Annotated in this window: 17 protein-coding genes and 3 pseudogenes; 13 read left to right on the forward strand and 7 right to left on the reverse strand. The window is 73.5% G+C overall.

Features of this window, described 5'->3' with window-relative positions; translation table 11 throughout:
* Positions 1-151: 151 nt before the first annotated feature.
* Both BS72_RS05560 and BS72_RS05565 read left to right on the forward strand, forming a co-directional pair.
* Positions 152-1,642: an MFS transporter gene (locus tag BS72_RS05560; protein WP_063835968.1), complete on the forward strand. Its 1,491-nt coding sequence runs from the start codon at positions 152-154 to the stop codon at positions 1,640-1,642.
* 138 nt (positions 1,643-1,780) lie between these two features.
* Entirely contained in the window at positions 1,781-2,827 is a 1,047-nt protein-coding gene (locus tag BS72_RS05565) for an EamA family transporter (RefSeq protein ID WP_037906870.1), read from the forward strand.
* Here the strand turns inward: BS72_RS05565 and BS72_RS05570 are convergent.
* The 3 genes from BS72_RS05570 to BS72_RS05580 form a co-directional block, all read right to left on the reverse strand.
* Entirely contained in the window at positions 2,724-4,151 is a 1,428-nt protein-coding gene (locus BS72_RS05570) for an alkaline phosphatase family protein (RefSeq protein ID WP_037906872.1), read from the reverse strand. The genes BS72_RS05565 and BS72_RS05570 overlap by 104 nt on opposite strands.
* 778 nt (positions 4,152-4,929) lie before the next feature.
* Positions 4,930-7,506, reverse strand: a complete 2,577-nt coding sequence (gene pepN, locus BS72_RS05575) for an aminopeptidase N (protein WP_037906873.1) — start codon at positions 7,504-7,506, stop codon at positions 4,930-4,932.
* Between the two features lie 466 nt (positions 7,507-7,972).
* Positions 7,973-8,569 carry a TetR/AcrR family transcriptional regulator gene (locus BS72_RS05580; RefSeq protein WP_037907766.1) on the reverse strand — a complete coding sequence of 199 codons (597 nt, stop codon included), beginning with the start codon at positions 8,567-8,569 and terminating at the stop codon, positions 7,973-7,975.
* Positions 8,570-8,767: 198 nt separating this feature from the next.
* On the opposite strand from BS72_RS05580, the pseudogene BS72_RS39425 reads away from it, so the two are divergent.
* A pseudogene (locus BS72_RS39425) lies at positions 8,768-9,055 on the forward strand (MFS transporter); the annotation flags it as partial.
* A gap of 423 nt (positions 9,056-9,478) precedes the next feature.
* On the forward strand, positions 9,479-10,417 hold the full coding sequence (locus BS72_RS05585) for an alpha/beta fold hydrolase (protein ID WP_037907768.1): 939 nt from the start codon (positions 9,479-9,481) through the stop codon (positions 10,415-10,417).
* A gap of 254 nt (positions 10,418-10,671) precedes the next feature.
* Here the strand turns inward: BS72_RS05585 and BS72_RS05590 are convergent, their stop codons facing one another.
* Positions 10,672-10,938, reverse strand: a complete 267-nt coding sequence (locus tag BS72_RS05590) for a helix-turn-helix domain-containing protein (RefSeq protein WP_037906874.1) — start codon at positions 10,936-10,938, stop codon at positions 10,672-10,674.
* A gap of 90 nt (positions 10,939-11,028) precedes the next feature.
* On the opposite strand from BS72_RS05590, the gene map reads away from it, so the two are divergent.
* The gene (map, locus tag BS72_RS05595) at positions 11,029-11,805 is read left to right on the forward strand and encodes a type I methionyl aminopeptidase (protein WP_037906875.1); all 777 of its coding nucleotides are present in this window, start codon (positions 11,029-11,031) and stop codon (positions 11,803-11,805) included.
* An 85-nt stretch (positions 11,806-11,890) separates the two neighbouring features.
* Here map and BS72_RS05600 read toward each other — a convergent pair whose 3' ends face one another.
* A complete protein-coding gene (locus BS72_RS05600; protein WP_078901030.1) occupies positions 11,891-12,745 on the reverse strand; it encodes a hypothetical protein in 855 nt (284 codons plus the stop codon).
* Between the two features lie 215 nt (positions 12,746-12,960).
* On the opposite strand from BS72_RS05600, the gene BS72_RS05605 reads away from it, so the two are divergent.
* The 3 genes from BS72_RS05605 (at position 12,961) to BS72_RS05615 (ending at position 16,365) form a co-directional block, all read left to right on the forward strand.
* Positions 12,961-14,286, forward strand: coding sequence for a helix-turn-helix domain-containing protein (locus BS72_RS05605; protein ID WP_078901031.1), 1,326 nt, complete (start codon positions 12,961-12,963; stop codon positions 14,284-14,286).
* Positions 14,287-14,411: 125 nt separating this feature from the next.
* Positions 14,412-15,596, forward strand: coding sequence for a helix-turn-helix domain-containing protein (locus BS72_RS05610; protein ID WP_037906879.1), 1,185 nt, complete (start codon positions 14,412-14,414; stop codon positions 15,594-15,596).
* A 325-nt stretch (positions 15,597-15,921) separates the two neighbouring features.
* On the forward strand, positions 15,922-16,365 hold the full coding sequence (locus BS72_RS05615; RefSeq protein WP_232792220.1) for an ATP-binding protein: 444 nt from the start codon (positions 15,922-15,924) through the stop codon (positions 16,363-16,365).
* A gap of 105 nt (positions 16,366-16,470) precedes the next feature.
* Here BS72_RS05615 and BS72_RS05620 read toward each other — a convergent pair whose 3' ends face one another.
* Positions 16,471-17,007 carry an HNH endonuclease gene (locus BS72_RS05620; protein WP_037906882.1) on the reverse strand — a complete coding sequence of 179 codons (537 nt, stop codon included), beginning with the start codon at positions 17,005-17,007 and terminating at the stop codon, positions 16,471-16,473.
* A gap of 424 nt (positions 17,008-17,431) precedes the next feature.
* Between BS72_RS05620 and BS72_RS05625 the strand changes: the two are divergent.
* A pseudogene (locus BS72_RS05625) lies at positions 17,432-18,511 on the forward strand (mechanosensitive ion channel family protein); the annotation flags it as partial.
* Between the two features lie 214 nt (positions 18,512-18,725).
* Here BS72_RS05625 and BS72_RS05630 read toward each other — a convergent pair.
* Positions 18,726-20,528: a hypothetical protein gene (locus tag BS72_RS05630; RefSeq protein ID WP_322942110.1), complete on the reverse strand. Its 1,803-nt coding sequence runs from the start codon at positions 20,526-20,528 to the stop codon at positions 18,726-18,728.
* A 607-nt stretch (positions 20,529-21,135) separates the two neighbouring features.
* On the opposite strand from BS72_RS05630, the pseudogene BS72_RS39745 reads away from it, so the two are divergent.
* The 4 genes and pseudogenes from BS72_RS39745 (at position 21,136) to BS72_RS05655 (ending at position 26,578) form a co-directional block, all read left to right on the forward strand.
* Positions 21,136-22,388, forward strand: a pseudogene (locus BS72_RS39745) (dihydrofolate reductase family protein).
* Between the two features lie 358 nt (positions 22,389-22,746).
* Positions 22,747-23,973: an ROK family transcriptional regulator gene (locus BS72_RS05645; protein ID WP_037906885.1), complete on the forward strand. Its 1,227-nt coding sequence runs from the start codon at positions 22,747-22,749 to the stop codon at positions 23,971-23,973.
* A gap of 326 nt (positions 23,974-24,299) precedes the next feature.
* Positions 24,300-25,634: an extracellular solute-binding protein gene (locus BS72_RS05650; RefSeq protein ID WP_037906888.1), complete on the forward strand. Its 1,335-nt coding sequence runs from the start codon at positions 24,300-24,302 to the stop codon at positions 25,632-25,634.
* Positions 25,631-26,578: a carbohydrate ABC transporter permease gene (locus BS72_RS05655; RefSeq protein WP_037906890.1), complete on the forward strand. Its 948-nt coding sequence runs from the start codon at positions 25,631-25,633 to the stop codon at positions 26,576-26,578. Before BS72_RS05650 ends, BS72_RS05655 begins: the two co-directional genes overlap by 4 nt.

The following is a 26,578-nucleotide window of genomic DNA, read 5'->3' on the forward strand; positions in this document are numbered from 1 at the left end:
GGGGCTCGCGATGGCACACGGCGACGGTGGCAGCGGACGGCCGACCGGCGGCTCGCCGGACACCGGCCGGTCCGGAGCACGGCCACGGCCTCGGTCACGGCCAGGGCCACGGCCTCGACCGGTGCCGGAGCGGCTGCCAGGTGAGCGGGCGATGCTCACCGCGATGGGGATCGACGCGCTGGGCTCGGGCATGTACGTCCCCTTCAGCCTGGTCTTCTTCCACCACGTGACCGGACTGTCGTTCACCGTGGTGGGCGCCGTGCTCACCGGCGTCGGGCTGGCCGGGATGGCCGCGCTGCCGCTGGCCGGCGCGGCCGTCGACCGCTACGGCGCGCGCCGGACGCAACTGCTGCTGTACGGGGTGCGCGGCACGGGCTTCGCGCTGTACCCGTTCGCCACCGCGCTGCCCGCGTTCACGGCCGTCGCCCTGGGCACCGCCTTCGGCGACCGGGCCTTCCCCGCGGTCCAGCAGGCGTGGATCGGGGAGGTCGCGGCCGGGGGCGACCGCGACCGGCTCCAGGCGTCGTCCCGGGCCCTGCGCAACGGCGGGCTGGGCGCGGGCGCGCTGCTCGCGTCCCTGGTGGTCTCGCTCGCCGGGGACCGCGGCTTCACGCTGGTGGCGTGGCTGAACGCGGCGAGCTTCGGGCTGGCCGCGCTGCTGATGCGCCGCGTCCACCCTGCCGGGGCGACGGGCGGGAGGCTGGTCGCGGGCGCTCGCGGTCCCGGCGGCTCCGGTTCCGCGGAGTCCGACGGCTCGGTGGGATCCGACGGCTCGGAGGGGTCTGAAGGCTCGGAGGGGCCTGGAGGTTCTGAGGGCTCCGACGGGTCCGAGCGGTCCAGGGGGTCCGACGGCTCCGGCAGGACGTCGGGTGGTCGGTCCGAGCGGGGCGGACCGGGTCGGGCGCGGGCCGGTTACCGGCTGGTGCTCGCGGACCGGCCCTTCCTGGGGCTGACCGGTGCCAACTTCCTGACCGCGCTCGGCTATTCGGCCCTGGGCGTGCTCTTCCCGCTCTTCATCGGCGGCCGGCTGGGCGAGCCGCAGGCGCTGACCGGGGCCGCCTTCACCGTGAACACGGTGCTGTGCGCGGTCGGCGGCGTGGCCGTGGCCGGGTTCGTACGGCGGCGCCGGGCCCGGCGTACCCGGGCCGCGGCCCTGGGCGCGGTGCTGTTCGGCGCCGCCTTCGCGGGACTGGCCGTCCTCGGCGCTGTGGGTCAACGGCTCGGCTGGGCCGCGCCCGTGGCGCTCTTCGCTCTCGTCGCGCTCTACACGGTGGCCGAACTCGTCCACAATCCCGCGGCCGGTTCCCTGGCCGTCGCCGCCTCCCCCGAACCGCTGCGCGGCCGCTACCTGGCGGCGTACCAGCTGTCCTGGTCGCTGGCCGCCACGTTGGCGCCCTCCCTGTTCACCGCGCTGAACGCCGCGAACGCGAGCCTGCCGTGGGCCGTCCTCACCGGCACCGCGCTCGCCGCCGCCGCGGCGCTGCTCCGCCTGGAGCACCGCCTGCCGGCCGAGGCGGTGCGGCTGGCGCCGCCGGCCACGTCCGCCGCCCCGGCCCCGCTCCCGGTCCCGTCACCCGCCCCGTCACCTGCACCGTCACCTGCCGAGGACATCCCCGCGGCCGGCGCCGCGTCGGCCGGCTGACCGTACGGACACCGGCGCGGCGCGCTCCCGGAAGCGGTGCCACTCCCCCGCCGCCGCACGCCCCGCCGTCCACCCGGCGCGACCACCCGGCTCGACCCCCGGCTCGACCACCCGCCACCAACCTGAAGAGGCAACGCCATGAACCGGATCGCGACCACCGCTCTCACCGCTCTCGCCCCCCTGGCGTGGGGCTCCACCTACGCCGTCACCACGCAGTGGCTGCCCCCCGACCGGCCGCTCTTCGCCGCGCTGGCGCGGGCGCTGCCGGCCGGGCTGCTGCTGGCCGCGATGACCCGGGTGAGACCGCACGGCTCCTGGTGGGGGAGGGCGGCGGTGCTGGGCGCGTTGAACATCGGCGTGTTCTTCCCGCTGCTGTTCCTTGCCGCCTACCGGTTGCCGGGCGGGGTGGCGGCGGTCTGCGGTGCGGCGGGGCCGCTCTTCGCAGTGGCCCTGTCCGCCGGGCTGCTGCGGGAGACGCCGACCCGCCGGTCGGTGGGCGCGGCGCTCACCGGCGCGCTCGGGGTGGCGATGGTGGTGCTGCGGCCGGGCGCCGGGGCCGACGCCGTCGGCCTGCTCGCCGGGCTCGGCGGAGCGGTCTCGATGGCGGCCGGGACGGTGCTCACCAAGCGGTGGGGGCGGCCCGAGGGGGTGGGGCCGCTGGCGTTCACCGGGTGGCAACTGACCGCGGGCGGCCTGCTGATCGCACCCGTCGCGCTGCTCACGGAAGGGCTCCCGCCCGCCCTGGACGGCCGCGGCACGGTCGGTTACGCGTACCTCGCGGTGGCCAACACCGCGGTCGCCTACGCCCTGTGGTTCCGTGGGATCGGCCGACTCCCGGCCGCCTCGGTGAGCCTGCTGACCCTGTTGAGCACGGTGTCGGCGGCGGCCATCGGCTGGATCGCGCTCGGCCAGGCACTGGGCCCGGTCCAGGTGGCCGGCGTGCTGGTCGCGCTCGGCGGCACCGTGCTCGGCCAGCGCGGCGGGTCCGGCCGGGGCAGCGGTACGGGAGGACCGGTGGGACGCCGGGCGGGGACGCACGCGCGTCCCGGGCAGCGGTCCGCCGCCCGGGACGCGGGGCGGCTCACACGTGCGGGCGGTTGCCCTTCTCCTGCTTCGGGAAGGTCTGCGCCGCACCGGGCAGCGTCGGCTTCGGCAGGGTCGCCACCTCCTGCTGCGCCTCGGTGAGCTGCTCGGCGGTGTTCCGGGGCAGCTTCGGCGCGGTGCCGCGGGCGTCGGAGAACCGGAACGCCGACAGCAGGTCGCCGAAGGTGCGGCGCCGCCACTGGCTGATGTTCGGCTCCTCGACGCCGGTGAAGTGCTCCAGGAACTGGAGCACCGACGTGTGGTCGAACGCCTCGCCGGTCACCCAGCCGCCGACCGTCCACGGCGAGACGATGATCGCGGGGACGCGGAAACCCGCGCCGATCGGCTCGCCGTCGATGAACTCGTCCGCCGTGCCCGCCTTCGGGGTGGGCGGCACGACGTGGTCGAACAGGCCGTCGTTCTCGTCGTAGTTGAGGATGAAGGCGGTCTTCGCCCACACCTTGGGGTTGGCGGCGACGGCCTCGATCTTGGAGGCCACGAAGTCCGCGCCCGCGGCGGGCAGGTAGTCCGGGTGCTCGGACTGGTAGCTGGTCGGCAGGATCCAGGAGACGGCGGGCAGCCGGTCGTTGCGCGCGTCGTCCTCGAAGGTGCCGGCCGGCTGCGCGACCATGGCCCGGTCGTACAGCGGGTCACCCGGTTTGGCGTCCTGGAACTGCTGGAACTCCGACAGCATGTTGGTGCCGTAGTTGTCGGTCTCCTGGTAGACCTTCCAGTCCACACCCGCCGCCTGGAGGCGCTCGGCGTAGGTGGTCCAGCGGTACGGGCTGGGCGCGGCGTTCGAGGTGATCGGACCGCCCTTGGTGCCGGACGGGTCCACCGTGCCGGTCATCCAGTACAGCCGGTTGGGCCAGGTCGGGCCCATCATCGAGCAGAAGTAGTTGTCGCAGATGGTGAACGTCTCGGCCAGCGCGAACTGGAACGGGATGTCGTCGCGCGTGTAGTAGCCCATCACATAGGGGCCGTTGGCGCCGTCGGCGGCACGGTGGGCCGGCAGCCACTGGTCCATGGCGCCGCCGTTCCACGCCTGGTGCTGGACCGCCCACGCGTGGCTGGTGGAGGGGATGGCCTGGGCGCTGGTGCTCTTGGTGTCCAGGTGGAACGGGAGCAGGTAGCCGTCGGGGTTGGCCGCGTCGGGCTGGTAGAAGACCGACCTGCCGTCCGGGAGGCGGTGGGCCCGCGGGTCGTCGAAGCCGCGCACACCGGAGAGGGTGCCGAAGTAGTGGTCGAACGAGCGGTTCTCCTGCATCAGGAGGACGACGTGCTCGATGTCCCGCAGCGATCCCTGCCGCGGCGGGCCCGCCGCCACCGCCTTCTGCACGCTGGGCGGGAGGAGGGACAGCGCCGCCGCGCCTCCGAGTGCCCCCGCGGTGGAACCCAGGAGTCTGCGTCGCGTCAGCTCGGCCATGGACATTCCTCCTTGAGCGTCGGTGGAGCACCCTTGTCAGGCGCCCCACGGCACTATGGCTGGAGCGCGGCGCGGTACGAAAGTGAACAGGGGTGAACGTGATGCGAAGGAGGCGCCGCCGGATGGCCACACCCTTACCTCTGCCACCAGGAGGTCACCCGCACCACGCCGAACCGTCCGCTTGGCGGCCCCGCCACTCACTCCGATGCCCGCCGGTGATCACCGGAATCCCTGACGCGACACCAGCACAGGTGTGCGCAAGCGGCGTTGACCAGATCCGGGCGGTTCCGGCGCGCGGATGGGACGGCGCGACGATCCGCTTTCGGGGAACCGCCGAGCCGGACCGTGCCGACCATCGCTGAACCGGCGCTGAACCGGCGCTGAACCGGCGCCAGGCATCGACTCGCCGAGCCGCCGGGACGGAAGAGGGCCGACAACCGGGCGGGGCGGAGAGGCGCGGAGGCGCGCCAGGCCGCGGAGCGGCACGGACAGCCACCGAGGCGCACGGGGCGGCCGCGCCCAGCCCTCCCGGCCGGGAGGCCGGCCGGGGAGGTGGGCCGGGGAGGCCGGCCGGGGAGGCCGGCCGGGGAAGGAGGGACCCCCGGCTCGCCGGAAGGAAGGGAGCCCGGGCGGGCTGCGGACAACGCCCTCGCGCGTGGCCGGGAGCAGCCGGGAGCAGCCGGGAGAAGGAGAACTCGGGCGGACCGTCGTGCGGCCCGCCCGAGCGCCGCGCTCCGCGGGTGAACACTGCGGAGCGCGGCGGGGCGCGACGGGGCCGTCAGCCGCGCGCGGCCGCTGCCGCGTCCGCGGCCTGGGCGCGCAACGCGCGCTCCACGCCCGCGCGGTTCTCGACGACCAGGCGGCGCAGCGCCGGAGCCGGCTGCGCCGTCTCCAGCCACGCGTCGGTGGCGTCCAGCGTGGCCTGCTCGACCTGGAACGTCGGGTACAGGCCGATCACGACCTGCTGGGCCATCTCGTGGCTGCGGGTCTCCCAGACCTGCTTCACCGCGGCGAAGTACCGCTCGGTGTAGGGGGCCAGGTCGGCACGCTGGTCGGCCTGGGCGAACCCGGAGATCACCGACTCCTGGACCGCGTTGGGCAGCTTGTCGTCCTCGACCACCGCGGCCCACACCGCGGCCTTGCTCTCCGCGCCGGGACGGGCCGCGCGGGCCGCCGCGGCGTGCTGCTCGCCCGCCGAGGTGGCGTCGCGGACCAGCTCGGCCGCGATCGCGTCCTCGCCGACCCGGCCGGTCAAGGCGAGCCGGGTGAGCAGCGCCCACCGCAGGTCGGTGTCCACGGCCAGGCCCTCGTAGGAGCGGCTGCCGTCGAGCAGGCCCTGGAGCACGTCCAGCTGCTCGGGGGTGCGGGCGGTGACGGCGAAGGCGCGGGCCCAGGCCAGCTGGTGGTCGCTGCCCGGGGCGGCGGCCTCCAGATGGGCCAGGGCGGCCTCGGTCCAGCGGGCCAGGCCCGCCTCGCGCCACGCCGGGTCGGCGTACAGGTCCAGCGCGAGCTTGGTCTGGCGGTGCAGCGACTGCACCACGCCGATGTCGCTCTCCTTGCCGATGCCGTGCAGCACCAGCTCCAGGTAGTCGCGGGTGGCCAGCTCGCCGTCGCGGGTCATGTCCCAGGCGGCGGCCCACACCAGGGCGCGCGGCAGCGACTCGGCGAAGTCCCCGACGTGGTCGCGGACCGCGGCCAGCGAGCGGGCGTCCAGCCGGACCTTGGCGTACGACAGGTCGTCGTCGTTGAGCAGCACGACGTCCGGGCGGGCGGCGCCGACCAGGTCGGGCACCTCGGTGAGGGCGCCGTCCACGTCCAGCTCGATCCGGCGGGTGCGCTCCAGGCGCCCGTCGCGCAGCTCGTAGGCGCCCACCGCGATGCGGTGCGGCCGCAGCACGGGCACGCCCTTGGCGCCGGCCGGCAGCTCGGGGGCCTCCTGGCGGACGGCGAAGGCGGTGACCACGCCGTCCTCGTCGACCTCGATCTCCGGGCGCAGGACGTTGATGCCGGCCGTCTCCAGCCACGCCTTGGACCAGGTCTTGAGGTCCCGGCCCGAGGTCTCCTCCAGCGCCGTCAGCAGGTCGGTGAGGCGGGTGTTGCCCCACGCGTGGCGCTGGAAGTACGCCTGCACGCCCGTGAAGAAGGCGTCCATGCCGACGTAGGCGACCAGTTGCTTCAGGACGGAGGCGCCCTTGGCGTAGGTGATGCCGTCGAAGTTGACCAGGACGTCGTCCAGGTCGTTGATCTCCGCCATGATCGGGTGGGTGGACGGCAGCTGGTCCTGCCGGTAGGCCCACGTCTTCATGGTGTTCGCGAACGTGGTCCAGGCGTGCGGCCAGCGTGAGCCGGGGGCGTGCGCCTGGCACGCGATGGAGGTGTAGGTGGCGAACGACTCGTTCAGCCACAGGTCGTTCCACCACTCCATGGTGACCAGGTCGCCGAACCACATGTGGGCCAGCTCGTGGAGGATCGTCTCGGCCCGCAGCTCGTAGGAGGAGTCGGTGACCTTGGAGCGGAAGACGTACTGGTCGCGGATGGTGACCGCGCCCGCGTTCTCCATCGCGCCGGCGTTGAACTCCGGTACGAAGAGCTGGTCGTACTTAGCGAACGGGTAGGGGTGCCCGAACTTCTCGCCGAACCAGTCGAAGCCCTGGCGGGTGACCTCGAAGACCGCGTCGGCGTCCAGGAACTCCGCCAGCGAGGGGCGGCAGTAGACGCCGAGGGGGACGACGTGGCCGTCCGCGCCCTCCCACGTGCTGTGCACGGAGGTGTAGGGGCCGGCGATGAGGGCGGTGATGTACGTGGAGATGCGCGGGGTCGGCTCGAAGGCCCACACGTCGCCGGACGGCTCGGGGGTCGGCGAGTTCGACACCACCGTCCAGCCCTCGGGGGCCTTGACGGTGAAGGCGAACTCCGCCTTCAGGTCGGGCTGCTCGAAGCTGGCGAAGACGCGGCGGGCGTCCGGCACCTCGAACTGCGTGTAGAGGTACGCCTCGCCGTCCACCGGGTCGACGAAGCGGTGCAGGCCCTCACCGGAGTTGGTGTAGGCGCACTCCGCGACGACGCGCAGCTCGTGCCTGCCCGCGGCCAGCCCGTCCAGGGCGATGCGGGAGTCGGAGAAGACGGCGGCCGGGTCGAGGGCGGTGCCGTCCAGCACCGCCTCCTTGACGGCGGGGGCGACCAGGTCGATGAAGGTCGAGCCGGCCTCGCGCGCCTCGAAACGCACGGTGGTGACCGAACGGAACGTGCCGCCCTCCTTCGCACCGCTCAGATCGAGCTCGATGTCGTACCGCTCGACCGCGAGCAGGCGCGCGCGCTCCTGCGCCTCCGCACGCGTGAGGTTCGTACCCGCCACGACGGCTTCTCCTTCGCATTCTTCGTACTGGACTCGTACTGCACTCGTGCTGCACTCGCGTCCGGGCTCGCGCCCGGACCCGCACCGGCTTCCCAGCCGACCGGTCCGGCCCCGCCCTCCGGGTCTCGTCAGGCGAGACGCCCATCCTCGCACGCCGCCCCGTTCCCGTGCTCGGACCCTGTGGATAACTTCGCGCACCACCCGCACGGCCCCCGACCGCGGCCCTCCGCCCCCCGCGAGCTGCGAGAACTAAGACCGCCAGAAGGTACCCGTCGGCAGACGGCGGCAGACGGCGGCAGACAGTGGCAGTCGCGGACGCGACTACGGACGCAGGCATGGACGCGGCCGCGGACCTCGCCGCCGGGACGGGAGGCAAGCCGCCGGGACCGGAGGTGGCCGCCGGGACGGGAGGTGGGTTCAGACGGCCCGCCTCCGCTTCCGCTCGGCGGCCCCTCGCCCTGGCCTCCTAAGCGCCCCTGGCCGCGCGCAAGGCTTGCGAGAGCGCGTCAACGGTCACGCCCACGATGGCCAGGAGTTGTGCCGGGCCCGCCCCGGCTCTGCTCATGAGGGCGAGGGACTGGTTCACGGCCGCAGCGTGTTCAGCGAAGGCGTCGGCGTCCTGGTCGGTCAGTCCACCGGCCTTCAACGCGGCGCGCAGGCGCAGACGCTGGAAGCCGAGCGCCTCCTTGGCGTGCGCCGCGACGGTCGGGCTCAGCACCGGAATCGCCATGGCCGACTGGGCGATCAGGCATCCGTCGGGCAGTTCGGGATCGGCGATGCGCCCGAGGGTGACATCGAAGAACGCGCGGACGGCGGCAAGGGGCTCCGAGGCCGCACAGGACAGGGCGGCGTCGTACCTGTCGCCGTAGCGCGCGGTGTAGCGGTCCAGGCAGCGCAGGAAGAGCGTGTCCTTGTCGCCGAGCGAGGAGTAGATGGAGCTGCGGTTCAGGCCGGTCGCCCGTGACAGGTCGTCGACCGAGGTGTCGGCGTAGCCGGCGCGCCAGAACTGGGTCATCGCGGCGTCGAGTGCCGTGTCCATGTCGAACTGCTTCTTGCCTGCCACGTGGCGCTTCCTTGCCGGTGCGTCGATCTTGCCGATGGGTCCGATGTCCATGTGCCGTGCTGCACACCATCCTATCTTGAACCGGATGGTTCAAGATGTGTACGTTGGCAGCCATGATCACGACCGCGGCCCACCCGCAATCCGAGACAGCGCCACCGGGCACGCAGCCTGGTCCCGGCCGCCGCCGTCGTCGTCGTCATCTACGCCCTCGTCATGGCCGGCGGGAATCCGACCGTTCCGCTCTACGCCCTGTGGGCGTCGGAGTTCGGCTTCGGGCCCGTCACCACGACCCTCGTGTTCATCGCCTACGTCATCGGCGTCGTCGGCATGCTGCTCGTGGCCGGTTCGCTGTCCGACGCGATCGGACGCCGCCCCGTCCTGGCTCTGGCACTGGCGCTCACAGCGGTCAGCGCCCTCGGGTTCGCACGCGCCGACGCCGTCATCGGTGCTGGCGCCGTCATCGGTGCTGGCGCCGGCGCCCTGTTCGTCAGCGCACTGCCGGCCCAGGTCCTCACGCCGCCGCGGCTCCTGCGGCGGAGCACCGGGACATGCCTGCTGGCCGTCGGGATGGTCCTCATCGAGACGGCGCCGTGGACCCGCTCCGCGCCTGTCCTCACCGCCGGCACCGTCCTCGCCGGGGCAGCCGTCGGGATCCTGATGCGCCACGGCCTCGGCGTCACGGACGCCCTGAGCGAACCCGGCAACCGCGCCGAACTCAGCGCGACGTACTTCCTGTTCGTCTACGCCGGCCTTTTCTGCCCCGTCCTGCTGCTCGGCGTCTCGGCCAGCCAGCCGGGTCCCGGATCGCCGGCATCACCCTCACTGCCCTCGTCATCGCCATCGCGCTCACCGGCCTGGCCCTGGGGCGCGGCACCGAACCAGCAGACGCCACACCCCTGGAGGATTCCCGTGACTGACCCCGCGACCACCGCTCAGCATGTCTCCGAAGCCCATCCCGTCCGCGACCTGCCCCTGCACGACCTGGACGGGTTCACCCACCGCTGGGTCGACGCGGACGGCATCCGCCTGCATGCCGTCGAAGGCGGCCAGCCGGCCGGTCCGGCCGTCGTCCTGCTCGCCGGCTTCCCGCAGACCTGGCGGGCCTGGCGGAAGGTCATGCCCGGTCTCGCCGACCGGTTCCGCGTCATCGCGGTCGAGCTGCCGGGCCAGGGCCACTCCGAGCGTCCGGAGCTCAGCTACGACACCCACACGGTCGCCGCGCACGTCCACGCCGCCGTCAAGGCGCTCGGAGTGTCGACCTACTGGCTGGCCGCCCACGACATCGGCGCCTGGGTCGCCTTCTCCCTCGCCCTCAACCACGAGGACCAGCTGCGCGGGGTCGCCCTGCTCGACGCCGGAATCCCCGGCATCACCCTCCCGGAGTCGATTCCCACCGACCCGGCCCGGGCGTGGAAGACCTGGCACTTCGCGTTCCACCTCGTGCCCGACCTGCCCGAGACCCTGCTCGCGGGCCGCGAACGGGAATACGTCAGCTGGTTCCTGAAGGCGAAGGCCCTCTCCCCCGACACGTTCGACGGCGCCGACCTCGACCACTACGCGGCGGCCCTCGCGGCCGACGGCGGCCTCCACGCCTCGCTCGCCTACTACCGGGACGCCGCCGAGTCGGCGCGCAGGAACCACCAGGCGCTCAGCCGGAAGCACCTGACCTTGCCCGTCCTCGGAATCTCCAGCAGCCACGGCTCCATCCCGGACATGGCTGCCTCCATCCGCCCCTGGGCCGACAACACCACCGGAGTCGTCGTGCCCGACGCCGGGCACTTCATCCCCGACGAGCAGCCCGAAGCCGTCGCCGCCGCCATAGCCGGCTTCATCGCCGACCACCACTGACGCCGCCCGGACCCGCCCGGCGCGCCCCGCCCGGACGCGCCCCCACCCGGACGCGCGGACGCGCGGACCGCCAGGACGCCCACATCCCGGCGGTCCGCCGACTCGACGTACGCGACCAGGACCTCGCCATCACCCGCGCGGCGACCGGGAACCCATGGGACGGCTGAACACGAGCCCGCCGCTGAGACTGTCGCAGCTCTTTCCGGCACCGGTGAATGGCTACGGACCCGCACCCGCACTTCTCAGAGCACGGCTCAGGAAGCCTCGCTCAGGGCGGGATCGGCGCACCAGACGACGGCGAGTTCGGACAGCGGCACGTCGAGCACCTGGCTGAGCCGGACGACGGTCCCGAACGCGGGCGTCGGCAGCCGGCCGGTCTCGATCTTGCGGAGGGTCTCCGGCGACATCCCCGCCGCCAGGGCCACCTCGACGAGGCCGCGCCCGGCGCGCGCCGCGCGCAACGCGGCCCCGAGACGTCGGCCCGCCTCGATCTGCTCCGGGGCGAGGGGGTGGCGAACCATACGCACATGCTAGAGCCGCTGGTGGGCGGCGGCAAGCACTCACCCTGGTATAAATATACCTGTCGGCACCCCGGGGAATCGAGGTTCACAGTGATCGAACTCAAGTCGCCCAGAGACATCGAGCGCATGCGCGTCACTGGCCAGTTCCTCGGCCGGCTGCTGGCCGAACTCGGCGACCTCGCCGCGGTAGGGGTCGACCTGATGGACCTGGAGCACCACGCCCGCCGCCGGATCAAGGAGCGCGGCGCGGAGTCCTGCTACTGGGACTACGCGCCCTCGTTCGGCAAGGGCCCGTTCCGCAACGTGGTGTGCCTCTCGGTCAACGACGCCGTACTCCACGGACTGCCGCACCGCTACACGCTGCGCGACGGGGACATGCTGACCATGGACATGGCGGTGACCATCGACGGCTGGGCCGCGGACTCGGCGTACTCCGTCATCGTCGGCACCCCCGCCGAGGAGGACCTGCGGTTGATCGAGGCCACCGAGGTCGCCCTGGAAGCCGGGATCAAGGCCGCCCAGCCGGACAACCGGCTCGGAGACATCTCGGCGGCCATCGGCGCGGTCGCCGCCGAGTACGGCTACCCGGTCAACCTGGAGTTCGGCGGCCACGGCATCGGCCGCACCATGCACGAGGACCTGCACATCCCCAACGACGGCCGCGCCGGCCGCGGCTGGAAGCTCCGTCCCGGCCTGACGATCGCGATCGAGCCCTGGTTCGCCGCGGGCACCGACAAGATCGTCTTCGACCCCGACGGCTGGACGATCCGCTCGGCCGACGGCTCGCGCACCGCCCACTCGGAGCACACGGTCGCCATCACCGAGGCCGGCCCCCTCGTCCTCACCCGCCGCCCGCAGCACGCATAAGACGGCTGGCCGCCGGCAGGAGCGCGTCAGGATCCGGACGGCTGACTCAGCGGCAAGCAGGCCAATCCCTTGCACCCGCCAGGAGTCAGGCCACCAGAAGGTGCCGGTTGGCGGACAACAGGCCGTGTACCTCGGGCACGTCGCCGTACTCCTCCAGCCGCCGCAGGACGGCTCGGGTGCGCTCGGCGGTGCGCTCGCTGGCGAGGCAGGAGGAGAGTTCGACGATCCGCCCCGCTTCCCGCACGGCCCGCTCCGGCTCGTTCGCGTCGGCGAGGGCCACCGCGAGCCACGACCGGTACAGCGCCACCTCCCTCACATGGGTGGCGTCGTATCGGCTCAGCACCTCTGTCAGCAGGGGGACCGCCCGCAAGGGACGCTTGAGTTCCGTGAAGACCCGCGCGTCCATGACGTCGAGTTCCTCGTGCGTCACCCAGTAGGCCCACTCCGGCGCCGGGGTCCCGTCGCCGCCGACCAGCGCCTCATGTGCCTCTTCGAGCGCGCGCATCGCCGGTTGCGCCTCTCCCGCCTTGGCATAGGCCCACCCCACCCGGTCCAGGAACAGGGCCCTCGTGGCCGCCGGGGCATTCGGCCCGGCTTCCTCCACCGCCGCATGGGCCAGCTCGATCCCCTCGCGCTGCCTCCCGGTGTTGGTGTGCTGGTAGGCCAGGGAGCCCGCGAGGTTGGCCACGAGCGTGGTGTCGCCCGCCTCCCGAGCGGCGGACATCCCCAGGGTGTACGCCCGCTCCGCGTCCGCGTACCGTCCGGCGTCCGAGGCGATCCATCCGGCGATCTGGGCGAGTTCACCGATCCGCGCCAGCAGCATCCGCCCCACGGCCTCGCTGAACACCGCCTCCTTGTGCAGCCGTACGGCCTCGTTGAGCTCACGGAAGGCGGGCCCCAACAGGTAGCCCCCGGTGACAAGATCGTCGGCCAGCCGCAAAGCATGCACCCTGGACGCGAGGTCGTGGACCCTTTCCACCCCGACCCGCCGTTTCCCCAACTCCGACCTCGGGACAGTCGAAGCCCCGCAGGTCCCGAAGCGCCGACGTTCAGAAGTGCTCATCCGGCCCCTCCCCCCGCTCCATTCTGACTCCCCCTGGCCTCAGCGACCAGGTCTGCGCTGTCGACCGCCCCGCCCCGGCGTACCGTGAACGCGTGGCGAGTGAGCACCTGGGACGGACGGTGCGGCGCCTGCGCCGACTGGCTGACCTGACGCAGGAGGGGTTGGCGGAGCGCTCCGACGTATCGGTGGACGTCATCCGGCAGTTGGAACAGGGGCGCAAGCACTCGGCGCGGCTCCCGACGCTGCACGCGCTGGCGAACGGGCTGGGAGTGGAGCTGACCACTCTGCTCGGCGACCCACCGGCCGTGGCCTCGACCGGGGAGAACGACGGCCCTCGCTTCGTCGCCGTACGCAGAGCCATCATGCCCACCCTGTGGGGGCCGCCACCGCCTCCGACCGGCCCGGACTTCTCCCCGGAGCGCCTGCGCGAGCAGATCGCGGACGCCTGGACCCAGTACCACGCGGCCGAGTTCGACACGGTGATGAAGGTGCTCCCCGAGCTGATCGCAGACGCGCGCTCCGCCGCCGCAACCGGCGGCGAGGAGGAGAGGGGACTCGGATTCGCCGCACTGGCCAAGGCGTTGCAGCTCGGCGGACACGTCGCCGTGCGTATGGGCAAGACCGACCTCGCGTTGACGAGTCTGGAACGGGCGACGGAGGCGGCCGGGAGGACGTCGGACCCGCTTCTCGTTCCCATGATCGTCAACTCCGTGGCCTGGACGTACCAGCGACAGGGGCGCCTCGCCGACGCCCTGGGCGTCGCACTGCACGCCGCCGCGGCGATCCAGGACGCCGGGCACACGGACACCGCCGACGGCCTCAAGGTGTGGGGTGCGCTCACCATGAGCGCCGCCACGTCGGCCGCCCGCAGCGGCGACTACGACCGCGCGGCAAACATGATGAAGGAGGCGGAGAAAGAGGCCGCCCGCGTATCCAGGTTGCCCGCCGGCTCGGACAACCGCATGGTCAGTGTCTTCAGCCCCTCGTCGGTCCGGATCGAACGCGTCCGCCTGGCCGTCCAGTACGGCCACCCTGAAGACGCCCTGAGCCTCTCCAAGGGGATGCGCCTGTCGAAGGACACCCCGCCCTCCTGGCGGACCTGGCTGCTGCTCGACGTGGCCCGCGCCCACACCGACCTCGGAGACGCGACCGGGGCGGTCAGGACACTGGAGTCGCTGCGGCGGGTCGCCCCGACGTGGATGCAGCACCACACCTCGGCCGTCGATATCGTGCGCGACCTGTGGTCGCTTCCCAACCACCCTTCCGGGCTGAGGGCGTTGGCGGAGTTCCTGGGAATCGCCACTCAGCGTCGCGAAAGCGGGGCACCTGCCCGGCAGGGTACGCATGGACGCCATCCCAGGCCGGGAAGGCCGGGAAGGCCGGGACGCAGATCAGGGCACTCGCCGGAGCCGACCTGAGGCGGCAGCACGAACCATCGGACGGGATCCGCGTTCAACGTCCCTCCACAGGCCCGCTGTTCGTCGCCTTGCGGGCCCCGGCGGCGGGTACCTTGCTACGAGGGGGACGCAGAACGGAGATCGAGATGGCGCCGTACGGTGAAGAGCACACCGGATACCGCATCGCGCGCGCCCGCAAGGCACGCCGCCTGACCCAGCGCGAGTTGTCGGACCTCTCGCATGTGTCGTACAGCACCCTGACGAAGGTGGAGCAGGGGGCGATGCCCGCGAGCCCTTCGGTGACGGGTGCGCTGGCCCGGGCACTGTCCGTGCCGGTGACCGAGCTGACCGGGCAGCCTTACCTCGACGAGCTGAAGCTGGATCAACTGGACGGGCTGATCCAGCCGATCCGCGAGGCGCTGAACGTGTACGACCTGGGACCGGACCCGGATGTCCTGCCCCGTTCGACCGAAGAGCTGGAGGCACAGGCGGACGAACTGTGCGCCATGATCCGGGCGACCGACATCAAGAAGGCCGCCGCCCTGCTATCGAGCCTGATCTTCGAAGCCACCACCACGGCCCACACCTCCCCCAGCGCCCGGCACTGGCGGCTCCTCGCCTCCGCGTACCGCACGGCGTACGACGTGACCACGAAACTCGGGTACTCGGACCTTTGCGCGGTGGCACTCGACCGCATGGACTGGGCAGCCCAGCGCGCCTCCGACCCCGTCATCGGCGGGCTGCGCCAGTACCTGCGCGCCCTGGCCTACCTGCGGGCCAGCGACTACCGCACCGGAAAGCGGCTGATCCAGCTCGGCAGGTCCACCCTGGAACAGGCCGAGGCCGGGCGGGTTCGGGATGTCGTGACCGGTCAACTGCACCTGGGCGCGGCGGTGCTGGCCGGCCGCGACAAGGACGAGGACGCGGCGGAGGGGCACCTGGGCGAGGCGTACCGCATCGCCGAGCGCACCGGTCCCGCCGAGCGCGTCCACTGGCTGTCCTTCGGGCCGACCAACGTCCAGGCGCACCGGGTGAGCGTGCTCGCGGAGTTGGACAAGTACCCCGAAGCCGTGGACGCGGCCGGCCGGATGACCATGGCGGCCGAGTGGCCGCTCTCCAGGCTGGCGCACCACCACGCGGAGGTCGCCTGGGCGCAGATGTGGATGGGCGACACCGCCGGGGCGTTCCGCAGCCTCCAGACGGCACGCAGGATCGCGCCTCAGCAGACGCGCTACCACCCGGTCGTCCGTGAGACGTACAGCGGACTGGAGGCCGCGAGGCGGCGCATGCCGGAGACGTTCAGCAACTTCGCTTCCTGGTTGCGCGTCTGACGTGCCGTCAATCCATGGCCGACGGTATCAGCGACGTCTGGTACTTCCGGCCCCTGCGTGTCGGCAGGCTGACTGGCCGTAAGGAGACCCCCGCGACCGCGCACTCGGTCCGGGGGCATGGCCAACCTCGAAAGCAGGCTGACATGCGAGACCCTATCCGTCCGTGCTGTGAAAGGGCGAGGGCCGCTTCCGGCCCGTCCGCGCCTTTCGGGCGCCGTACGCCGTCGTCCCGCTGCTCCCGGGCCGTGCTGCCCGCGCGGCGGGGTGCCGACTGCCGACCGCAGGCGGGTACGCCGCGCCGGACCTGCGGTGTGGGGGCGGCCCGGTGACCCTGCGGCCGATCCCCGTACAGACCGTCCAGGGGCACCCGGGGACGACCGTCGCGCGGCGGTGGGTGATGGAGCCGCGTGTCGTCGGCCAGGCGCGGCACGATCTGCGCGGGTATCTGCTCGCGTGGGGGCACGCCGGGCTCGCGGACGCCGCCGAGCTGGTGCTGTCGGAGCTGGTCACCAACGCGCTGCGGCACGCCGACGTGCCGCAGGACCGGCTGGTGGAGACCCGCTACGCGCGGCTGCCCGACGGGGTGCGCATCGAGGTGCACGACGCGGACCCGTCGCTGCCGGTGCGGGCGGACCCCGCCGAGGACGAGGAGTCCGGGCGCGGTCTGGAGCTGATCGACATCGTGACCGGCGGGCGCTGGGGTGCCTGCGCGCGGGACGGCGTGGGCAAGCGGATCTGGGCCGAGGTCACCGTGTCCGAGAGCGTCTGAGCCCCGGGCCGGTGGCGGCGTTCGGCCCGGGACGCCCGCCATGCCCCGGGCATGGCGGGGGCCGGGCCGGCGCGGGTCCGGCCCGGAAACACGAAGGCCCGGATGTCAGGCTGATATGCCGTCGATCCGGGCCAGGGCGTCGTCCGCGCCGAAGGGTTGCAGGTAGGGCAGCCATCGGGGGTCCCGGTGGCCGGTCCCGATGATCCGCCAGGCCAGACCCGAGGGCGGCGCCGGTTGGTGGCGCAGCCGCCAGCCCAGCTCGGCGACGTGGCGGTCCGCCTTCACGTGGTTGCAGCGTCTGCACGCCGCGACCACGTTCTCCCAGGCGTGCTGGCCGCCCCGGCTGCGCGGGATGACGTGGTCGACGCTGGTGGCCGCCGCCCCGCAGTAGGCGCACTTCCCGCCGTCCCGGGCGAAGAGGGCCCGGCGGGTGAGCGGGACGGTGCCCCGGAAGGGCACGCGGACGAACTTGGTGAGTTTCACGACACTCGGCGCGGGCAGCGCCTGGGTCTCGCTGTGCAGGTAGGCGCCGGATTCCTCCAGGCACACAGCCTTGTTGTTGAGCACGAGAATGAGTGCGCGGCGGAGTGGTACGACGCCGAGGGGCTCGTACGACGCGTTCAGGACCAGGACATGCGGCACGGATGCCTCCTTGGGCGCCGGCGGCGCGTGGCTCGCGCCGGGACGTTCTGGCCTCAGTGTCCCCGGAAGGCGGGGGGACGCGCCACCATGCCGGTGTAACGGACCGGGGGTGTTTTGGGCCACAGGGCCGGGCGGAGCGGTCGGCCGGCGCACCGTAGGCCACCAGGGCACCGCGCCGTAGGCCGCCAGGGCACCGGACCGTGGGCCGCCAGGGCACCGCACCGTAGGCCGCCGCGGCGCCCCAGCGGCTGCCGCCCGCACCCGGCCCGGCACCGCGGCCGAGGCCCGGCAAGCCGCCCGACGTACCCGACGTGCGTTCGAAGACGGCACGAGAGGGCGCCCACCGGCATCGGCACGGTCGGGGCGGGGCGCGCTACGCCGTTAGATTGGGCCTTCCACAACCAGGACGGGGAGGTCACCGCCCGTGTCCACCGCGACACCTCACGCCGGCACGCCGCTCGACGCGGTGCCGCGCTCCGCCGCCCAGGCCAGTAGCTGGGTCGACGACAACTGGGCCGGCTGGCTCAGCGCGGGGCTGCGCATCCTGCTCATCGTGGCCATCGCCGTGGTCCTGCGCTCGGCCGTGCGCAAGACCCTCAGCCGGCTGATCGACCGGATGAACCGGGGCGCGGAGGCCGCGGCCAACACGACGCTGGGCGGTCTGCTGGTCAACGCGGAGCGGCGCAAGCAGCGCAGCGAGGCGATCGGTTCGGTGCTGCGCAGCGTGGCGTCGTTCCTGATCCTGGGCACGGCGGCGCTGACGGTGCTCTCGGTGCTGAAGATCAACCTGGCGCCGCTGCTGGCCAGCGCCGGGGTGGCGGGCGTGGCCATCGGCTTCGGCGCCCGCAACCTGGTGACCGACTTCCTGTCCGGGGTGTTCATGATCCTGGAGGACCAGTACGGCGTGGGCGACGTGATCGACGCGGGCGTCGCGAGCGGCACCGTGATAGAGGTCGGCCTGCGGGTCACCAAGCTGCGCGGCGACGGCGGCGAGATCTGGTACGTGCGCAACGGCGAGGTCAAGCGCATCGGCAACCTCAGCCAGGGCTGGGCCACCGCGTTGGTGGACGTCCAGGTCGGAGCGGGCGAGGATCTGGCGCGGGCCCGGTCGGTGATCACCGCGACGGCCGAGGAGATGTCCAAGGAGGACCCCTGGGACGAGGTGCTGTGGGAGCCCGTGCGGGTGCTGGGTCTGGAGTCCGTGGGCCCGGACTCCGTCGTCGTCATGGTGCAGGCCCGCACCATGCCGGGCCAGGCAGCGGGGGTGGCCCGCGAACTGCGCTGGCGCCTCCGGCACGCGTTCGAGCGCGAGGGCATCGAGATCACCGGTGGCCCGGTGGCCGGTGAGATCCCGGCTCAGGCCGGGGCGGCCGACGACGCGGGGCGGCGGCCGACGCGCCGGACGAGGAGGGCGGAGACGGCGGCGACGGCGGCGACGGCGACGGTGACGGAGCTTCTGGCGCTACCGGAGCCACCGTGCCCCGACCCACCGCCCGCGCGTCGGCCAACCGTTCCGGCGGCGACGGGGACGCCGGCGGCGCCTGACCGGCCTCGTACCGGCCTCGTACCGGCCTCGTACCGGCCGCATACCGGCCGCATACCGGCCGCATACCGGCCGCGGACAGCCTCCGACCGCTCCCGGAGCCGTCGACGGGCGCCTCCTGGCCTCCTCGCCCCCTCGCCGGCAGCCGGCCGGCGGCCCCCGGCCCCCGGCCGGCTCAGCTCGGCTTGGGGATCAGGGCCGAGCTGATGGTCTCGGGGGTGCCGGTGACCGCGATCAGCACGAAGCGCGGGTGCTGCCCTCCCGGGTACGCGCGGTAGCCGCCGCTCGGCCGCAGCCGGTAGGTGGCGGAGGTGCGCGGGCGCAGGCTTCGGGGACCGGAGAGCGTGTCCCACCAGGCGGAGGCGCCCTGCCCGTAGCGGCTGGCGAAGTGCGGGACGAGCGTGGCCGCGCTGGTGTTGCGCACCCGTACGGTGACGCCGGACAACCCGTTCGGGTGACCTGGCGCGGCCTGCGGGGTGACCGTCATCCGCAGCGGCGGCGGGCTGGCCGCGGCCACCACCGTGCTCAGCAGCGCGGGTACCAGCAGCCCGCCGGCGAGCGCGGCCTTGGCGCGGGGCGAGCGCAGCCCGCGGGGCAGCCGGGGCTGCCAGGCCCTGGCCAGCGCCGCCCTCGGCACGGTCGCGGCGGCGGCCAGCCACAGCGGCGTCATCATCAGGTAGTAGCCGTCCTGCGAGCGGGTGGCGAGGTAGAACGCCAGCCAGGGCAGCACGGTCAGTGCCGGGCCGAGCCGGCGCATGAAGAGGACGGTCGCCGCGAGCAGCCCCAGCAGAAGCAGCACGCTGGCGTAGGAGTAGAAGCTGAGCCGGCTGCTGCCGTCGGTGAGGTAGTACGAGATGCCCATCAGCCCCTGGCCGTGCAGGATCGCCTTCTGGGTGAGCGGCAGCAGCAGTCCGCCCGCCCACGCCCTGGGCGCCTGCGCGGCCGGATAGGCGTTGACCAGGGCGAACACCAGCAGAGCGATCCCGGTGTAGCGCGCCACCACCGCGCGCGCCGGACGTCCGCCCAGCTCGCCACGGCGCACCGCGTACAAGCCGGCCAGCAGGAACGGCACGAGGAACCAGGCGAGCTGCTGTGTGGCGCAGGCCGCGCCCAGGCACACCGCCCGCAGCACGCCCGCGCGGCCCAGCCGCCCGCCCGCGCCGGTCCGCGTCCATCCCACGGCCACCGGTACCAGCAGCGCCACCGCCACGACCGCCGGGTAGCCGTCGCGCGCGTACCCGGGCAGCAGGCCGAAGCCGAGGCAGACGGCGGTGGCCGCGGACCGCCACAGGGCGGGCAGCAGCACCCACAGCGCGCACGTCCCCGCCAGCAGCGCCGCGGTCGACACGATGGTCGCGGCGGTCGGGCCGTGCACCACCGCCCGTACCGGGGCGGTCAGCAGCGGGGCGAGCGGCGGGTAGCCGAAGGTGTAGTCGGCGCTGCCGTCCATGGTCTTGGTCAGCGCCGCCCGGCCGTGGAAGATCCACGGCCACGCCTGCCCGTAGACCGGCCGGCCGTGGTCGATCGCGTCGGCCGCCTGGGCGGTCAGCGCGGCCTCGTCGGTGGCACCGTGGAACAGCATCCAGCCGACGACGACGAGGGCGACGGCCATGGCCAGCACCACCGCGTCGACCACGACCAGGGCCCGCCGTGTCCGCACGGTCAGCGTGAGGACGCCGGCGGCGAGGATGCCGCCGTACACCAGGCTGATGCCGGCGGCGGTCGCCAGGTGGTCGGGGACCGCGTCCGTCCAGGTGCCGCGGGTGCCGATGAACAGGCTGATCACCGCGATCAGGGTCATGCCGCGGTGCGCCTGCGCCGGGGCCGCGTCGTCCTGGCCGAGGCCCCGGCCGCGCAGCGCCGCCGCCGCCAGGCCGAGCACGGTGGACGGCGCCGGGTAGGCGTCGGGGTCCGTCACGGTGGTCGATCTCGCCGGTACCGGGCTCGGCACGGCTCCGGGTTCGCCGTGGTCCGCCATCACGTCAGGTCCTCTCCCCTCCGGCCGCGGGCCCTGCGTGGGTAACGAGGCCGCCACGGCACACCAGCAACCCGGAAGACAGGCGACACGTCCGGATGGTTGCTCAGGAATGGCCACACAGTGAACGGAGCCCGACCCTCCGTGCGTAAGGGCGGACGGCTCCATGAGAAGCCACCCCCGCCCGCCCCGCATCCCGGTCGCGCGGCCCAACCCGCCGCCCGCCCGGAGGGGAGCCGCGCCCGCCCGAGCCGCCGCCAGGACCGTCCCCGCCCCGCACACTCCCCGCCGGCTCCCCTGCCTTGCCCCCCGTCAACTCCCCTGCCCGCTCCCCGCCTGCTCCCCGGCCCGCCCCCGCCCGGGAGACGGCCGCGGAGACACCGCAGAAGAGCCCGCGGAGAGCCCGCGGAGAGGACGCGGCGAGGATGCGGAGGCACCGTGCCCTCGGCGCGTCCCCGTCCGCCCGGGCGTCCGGCGGCCATCCGGGCGACACGGCGCCCCGCACGGGGCCGGCCGCCCCGCCCCGTACGCTCGGGCACGTGGCAGGCGACAGCGGCGTGGGCGAGGACGGGGGCCGGGCATCCGGCGGGCGGGGGCGGGGGCCTGGGACGTGTACGGGCCGGGCCGGCCGCCGACCCCCGGCGGCCGGCCCTACGTGCTGCTCTCGGCCGCCGTGTCCCTCGACGGGCGGCTGGACGACGCCTCGCCCGAGCGCCTACTGCTCAGCGGGCCGGAGGACTTCGCCCGGGTGGACGAGGTGCGCGCCGGCAGCGACGCGATCCTGGTGGGGGCCTCGACGCTGCGCAAGGACAACCCACGGCTGCTGGTCAACGACCCGGCGCGGCGGGCCCGCCGGGTGGCCGAGGGCCGGCCCGAGCAGCCGCTGCGGGTGACCGTCACGGGCGGCGGCGACCTGGACCCGGAGCTGCGGTTCTGGCACCACGGCGGAGAGCGGCTGGTCCTCACCCGCGACGGTGCCGCCGAGGGGCTGCGGGCGCGGCTGGCGGGCCTCGCAGAGGTCGCTCCGACCGGGCCCGAACTGGACTGGGGGCGGGTGCTGGACGAGCTCGGCCGCCGGGGGGTGCGCCGGCTGATGGTCGAGGGCGGCGGCAGCGTGCACACCCAGTTGCTGGCGCTGGACCTCGCCGACGAGCTGCACGTGGCCGTCGCGCCGCTGGTCGTGGGCGAGGAGGACGCGCCGCGCTTCCTGCGCCCGGCGCACTACCCTGGCCGTTCCGCCGCCCGGATGCGCCTGGTGGAGGCCCGGCCGGTGGGCGACACCGTCCTGCTCCGCTACGCACCGAAGGACCGCACCCCGTGACCGATCCCGTCCCCGGCCCGACGCCCGACCCGACGCCCGGCCCGACAAGCTCCCCCGTCCGCACCGCCTCCGGCCCGAGCCAACACGAGCGGGACCTGCGCTGGATGCGGCGCGCGATCGAGCTCTCCCGGCGCTGTCCGCCGGCCGAGGGCGCCTACTCGGTCGGCGCGGTGGTCGTCGGCGCGGACGGCACGGAACTGGCGACCGGGTTCAGCCGTGAGGGTGATCCGGTGGTGCACGCCGAGGAGTCGGCGCTCGCCAAGCTGCCGGCCGGCGACCCCCGGCTGGCCGGGGCGACCGTCTACAGCACGCTGGAGCCCTGCTCCCAGCGGGCGTCCCGACCGCTGCCCTGCACCCGGCTGATCCTGGCCGCGGGGGTGCCCCGGGTGGTGGTGGCCTGGCGCGAGCCGAGCCTGTTCGTGGCCGACTGCGTGGGCGTGGAGCTGCTGCGGGAGGCAGGCGTCGAGGTGGTGGAGCTGCCGGAGCTGGCCGAGGAGGCCATGGCGGTCAACGCCCACCTCCGGCTGGACGGCGACTCCTGACCCGAACGGCCCCGAACGGCCCGAACGATCACGAACGGCCGAACGAGCCGAACGAGCCGAACGGCCGAACGAGCCGAACGGCCCGCACGTCGCCCAGGACCCGCGAGGCCGCGTCCGCTGCGGGAGGCAACCGGTCCGGTCCCGCCGGGAGCCCCCCGGCAGCGCACCCCCGCCCGATGCCTGACGACTCGTCACATCGCCTGACGGCTGCGCGCGTACCGGCCCCGCAGCCGGGTACGGGTACGTCGGCGCGGCGGCTCGCCGCGCCCGCGCCCGCGGACCCTTGACGCTCCAGTGACGGCGGGCCTACCTTGGCGTTCGCCATTAGGAAACCTTCCTAACAGTGAGCTGCGAAAGGATGGCGCGTATGGCTGGCACCCCCGGAACCCCGCGCGTCCTGCGCGCCATGAACGACCGCGCCGCGCTCGACCTCCTGCTGGAGCACGGCACCCTCTCCCGCACCCGGATCGGCAAGCTGACCGGGCTGTCGAAGCCGACCGCGTCGCAGCTGCTCGCGCGGCTGGAGGCGGCCGGGCTGGTGCTGGCCACCGGTACCACCGCCGGCCGGCCCGGGCCCAACGCGCAGCTGTACTCGGTGAACCCGGAGTCGGCGTACGTGGCCGGCCTGGACGTGAACACCGAGCGGATCAGGGCGGCCGTCGCCGACATCACCGGCCGTACCGTCGGCAGCTTCCGGCTGGCCACGCCGGGGCACCGGGCCGGCAGCGCCGTCGCCCAGGTCGTGGAGGCGCTGGACGGCGCGGTGAAGGCGGCCGGGCTCAGCCGCGCCGCCCTGCACCGGGTGGTGATCGGCACACCGGGCGCCTTCGACCCGAGCACCGGGCGGCTGCGGTACGCCAGCCACCTCCCCGGCTGGCACGCGCCCACGCTGCTGGACGAGTTGGCCGCCGCGCTGCCGATGCCGCTGGAGTACGACAACGACGTGAACCTCGCGGCCGTCGCCGAGCAGCGGATCGGCGCGGCCCGCGGACACGGCGACTTCGTACTGCTGTGGAACGAGGAGGGCATCGGCGCGGCCCTCGTCATCGGCGGCCGGCTGCACCGGGGTTGGACCGGCGGCGCCGGTGAGGTCGGCTTCCTGCCGGTGCCCGGCACCCCGCTGGTGCGCAACGTGGCGCGCGCCAACAACGGCGGCTTCCAGGAGCTGGCCGGGTGCAACGCCGTGCTGCGGATCGCCCGGGAGCTGGGGCTCGACCTGCCCTCGGGCAGCCAGGAGGACGCCGCCGCCGAACTGCTCCGTACCGCCGCGGCCGGGTACACGCGGGGCGGCCCGGAGGCCGAGGACCCGTACGCCGCGCTGCTGGCCCGCTGCGCCACCGGCCACGCGATCGGACTGGCCTCCATCGTCGCCGTGCTGGACCCGGAGCTGATCGTGCTGGCCGGCCGGGTCACCCTCGCGGGAGGCGAGCCGCTGCGCGCGATGATCCAGGCCGAGCTGGCCGAACTGGCCGTCCCCAGGCCCCGGCTGGTGCTCGGCACCGCCGCGGGACACCCCGTCCTCAGCGGGGCGCTGGAGAGCGCGCTCGCCACCACCCGGGACGAGGTGTTCGACACGGCACGCTGAACCACCCGGCCCGCCCAGCCCGCAGGCGCCGTACGACCCCGTACCAGCAGCAGCCCGTCAGCAACCCGGTCGTCCCCGCGGCCCGTCCGCGCCCCGCAGTTCTCCGCAGTTCTCCGCAGTTCCCCCGCAACCCAGCGGAACCGCACCCTCCGCGGTCCCGTCGGCACCGCACACCCTCGGCAAGCCCGCCGCCCGCCCGCCGCCCGCCCGGCCCCGCTCAGCACCCCTCAGCACCCCTCAGCACCCGCCCCGGCACACCCCCGGCGCCCTCCCGGCGCCGTCTCGACGCACCCTCGCACCCTCGCACCGAACCGGAGGAAAGCGCAGTGTCCCGACTGTCGAAGGCCGCCGCCCTCGCGGCGTCCGCCGCCGCCCTCGCCCTGCTGGCGAGCGCGTGTACCGGCCAGAGCTCGCCCGGTGCCACCGACGACGCGAGCAAGGACGTGACCATCACCTTCTGGCACGGCTGGTCCGCGCCCAGCGAGTTGAAGGCGGTCAACGCCGACGTCGCCCGGTTCGAGAAGCTGCACCCGAACATCCACGTCAAGGTGCAGGGGAACATCACCGACGACAAGATCAACCAGGCGCTGCGGGCCGGCGGCCCCACCGCGCCGGACGTGGTCTCCTCCTTCACCACCGACAACGTCGGGCAGTTCTGCTCCTCGGGCGCCTTCGCCGACCTCTCGCCCTTCCTCGCCAAGGACCGGATCGACCCGGCCGCCACCTTCCCGAAGCCGATGCTGGAGTACACCCAGTACCAGGGCAAGCGGTGCGCGCTGCCCCTGCTCGGGGACGCCTACGGCCTCTACTACAACACCAAGGAGTTCGCAGCCGCCGGGATCAGCGGGCCGCCGAAGACCCTCTCGGAGTTCGACGCGGACGCCGTGAAGCTCACCAGGTCCACCGCGGGCGGCTACAGCCGGCTCGGCTACATGCCCGACTTCCACGGCTACGAGTCCGTCCCGGGCCACCTGGCGGCGCAGTGGGGCGTGAGGTACTTCGACGCCGCCGGAAAGTCCCAGGTCGCCAAGGACCCCGGCTTCGCGGCGATGTTCGGCTGGCAGCAGCGACTGATCGCGTCCCTGGGCGGGTTCGCGAAGCTGGAGAAGTACCGCTCCGGCTTCGGCGACGAGTTCGGCGCGAAGAACCCGCTGCAGACCGGCCAGGTGGCGATGGGCATCGACGGCGAGTGGCGGATGGGCATGGCGCGCGCCGCCGGCATGAAGGACCTGGCCGTGGCGCCGTTCCCGGTCCCCGACGACCAGGCGTCCACGTACGGCAAGGGCTACATCACCGGCACCATCACCGGCATCGCGGCCACCAGCACCAAGAAGAACGCCGCCTGGGAGCTGGTGAAGTTCATGACCACCGACACCGACGCGGTGGTCTCCTTCGCCAACGCCATCCACAACGTGCCCTCCACTCTGGCCGCGTTGAAGTCGCCGAAGCTCGACCCCGACCCGGCCTTCCGCACGTTCATCGGCATCGCGCAGAACCCCGGCAGCACCACCACCCCGCCGAGCGTCAACGGCGGCGCCTACCAGGTCACCCTCCAGGACTTCGGCTACGCGTACGAGTCCGGCAAGGCCAAGGACCTCAGGGCAGGGCTCGCGGGCGTGGACCAGCAGGTCGACAAGGACATCGCGCAGGCCCAGGGATGACCGCCGTCCACCCCGCGCTGCGCGCCCGGCGCAGGAGGGCAGCGCTGCGCAACCTCGCCTTCCTGTCGCCGTGGATCATCGGCTTCTCGGTCTTCTTCTGCTACCCGCTGCTCTCCACCGTCTACTTCTCCTTCATGCACTACGACGGGTTCAACGCCCCGGTGTGGAGCGGCGGGAGGAACTGGTCCTACGTCTTCACCGAGTACCCGCTCTTCTGGCCGGCGCTGCGCAACACCCTGTGGCTGGTGGTGGTCATGGTCACCCTGCGGGTGGTCTTCGGCCTGGGCGTCGGGCTGCTGGTCACCAGGATCAGGACGGGCGCCGGGTTCTTCCGCACCGCCTTCTACCTGCCCTACCTGGCCCCGCCGGTGGCCGCGACCATGGCGTTCGTCTTCCTGCTCAACCCGGCCACCGGCCCGGTCAACCACGTCCTCGGCGGCATCGGCATCCCCGGCGCCGGATGGTTCACCGACCCGCACTGGTCCAAGCCGGCGCTGACCGTGCTGGCCGTGTGGGGCATCGGCGACCTGATGGTCATCTTCATGGCGGCGCTGCTGGACGTCCCCCGGGAGCAGTACGAGGCGGCCGAGCTGGACGGCGCCGGCGCGGTCCAGCGGTTCCGCCACATCACGCTGCCGAACATCCGGCCGATCGTGATGTTCGCCGTGGTCACCGGGGTGATCCAGACCATGCAGTACTACACGCAGCCGCTGGTGGCGGGGAAGGTCGCCTCCGGCATCATCGGCAACTCCGGCCAGCAGTTCGAGCCCGGCTACCCGGACCGGTCGACGCTGACCCTGCCGCAGCTCGTCTACAACCTCGGCTTCCAGCGCTTCGACTACGGCTCCGCGTGCGTGGTCGCCCTGGTGCTGTTCGTGCTCGCGATGGCCTTCACCGCCCTGCTGATGCGCCGCCGCAACGGTTTCCTGTCGGCGGAGGACTGA

This window comes from Actinacidiphila yeochonensis CN732 (genome assembly GCF_000745345.1).
Taxonomy (GTDB): Bacteria; Actinomycetota; Actinomycetes; order Streptomycetales; family Streptomycetaceae; genus Actinacidiphila; species Actinacidiphila yeochonensis.

Excerpts from the sequence above, each read along its gene's own strand:
- BS72_RS05560 (WP_063835968.1), top strand. The coding sequence starts at position 152 with ATGCTCACCGCGATGGGGATCGACGCGCTGGGCTCGGGCATGTACGTC.
- BS72_RS05565 (WP_037906870.1), top strand. The coding sequence starts at position 1,781 with ATGAACCGGATCGCGACCACCGCTCTCACCGCTCTCGCCCCCCTGGCG.
- BS72_RS05570 (WP_037906872.1), bottom strand. The coding sequence starts at position 4,151 with ATGGCCGAGCTGACGCGACGCAGACTCCTGGGTTCCACCGCGGGGGCA.
- BS72_RS05590 (WP_037906874.1), bottom strand. The coding sequence starts at position 10,938 with ATGGTTCGCCACCCCCTCGCCCCGGAGCAGATCGAGGCGGGCCGACGT.
- BS72_RS05610 (WP_037906879.1), top strand. The coding sequence starts at position 14,412 with ATGGCGCCGTACGGTGAAGAGCACACCGGATACCGCATCGCGCGCGCC.
- BS72_RS05630 (WP_322942110.1), bottom strand. The coding sequence starts at position 20,528 with ATGGCGGACCACGGCGAACCCGGAGCCGTGCCGAGCCCGGTACCGGCG.
- BS72_RS05645 (WP_037906885.1), top strand. The coding sequence starts at position 22,747 with ATGGCGCGTATGGCTGGCACCCCCGGAACCCCGCGCGTCCTGCGCGCC.
- BS72_RS05655 (WP_037906890.1), top strand. The coding sequence starts at position 25,631 with ATGACCGCCGTCCACCCCGCGCTGCGCGCCCGGCGCAGGAGGGCAGCG.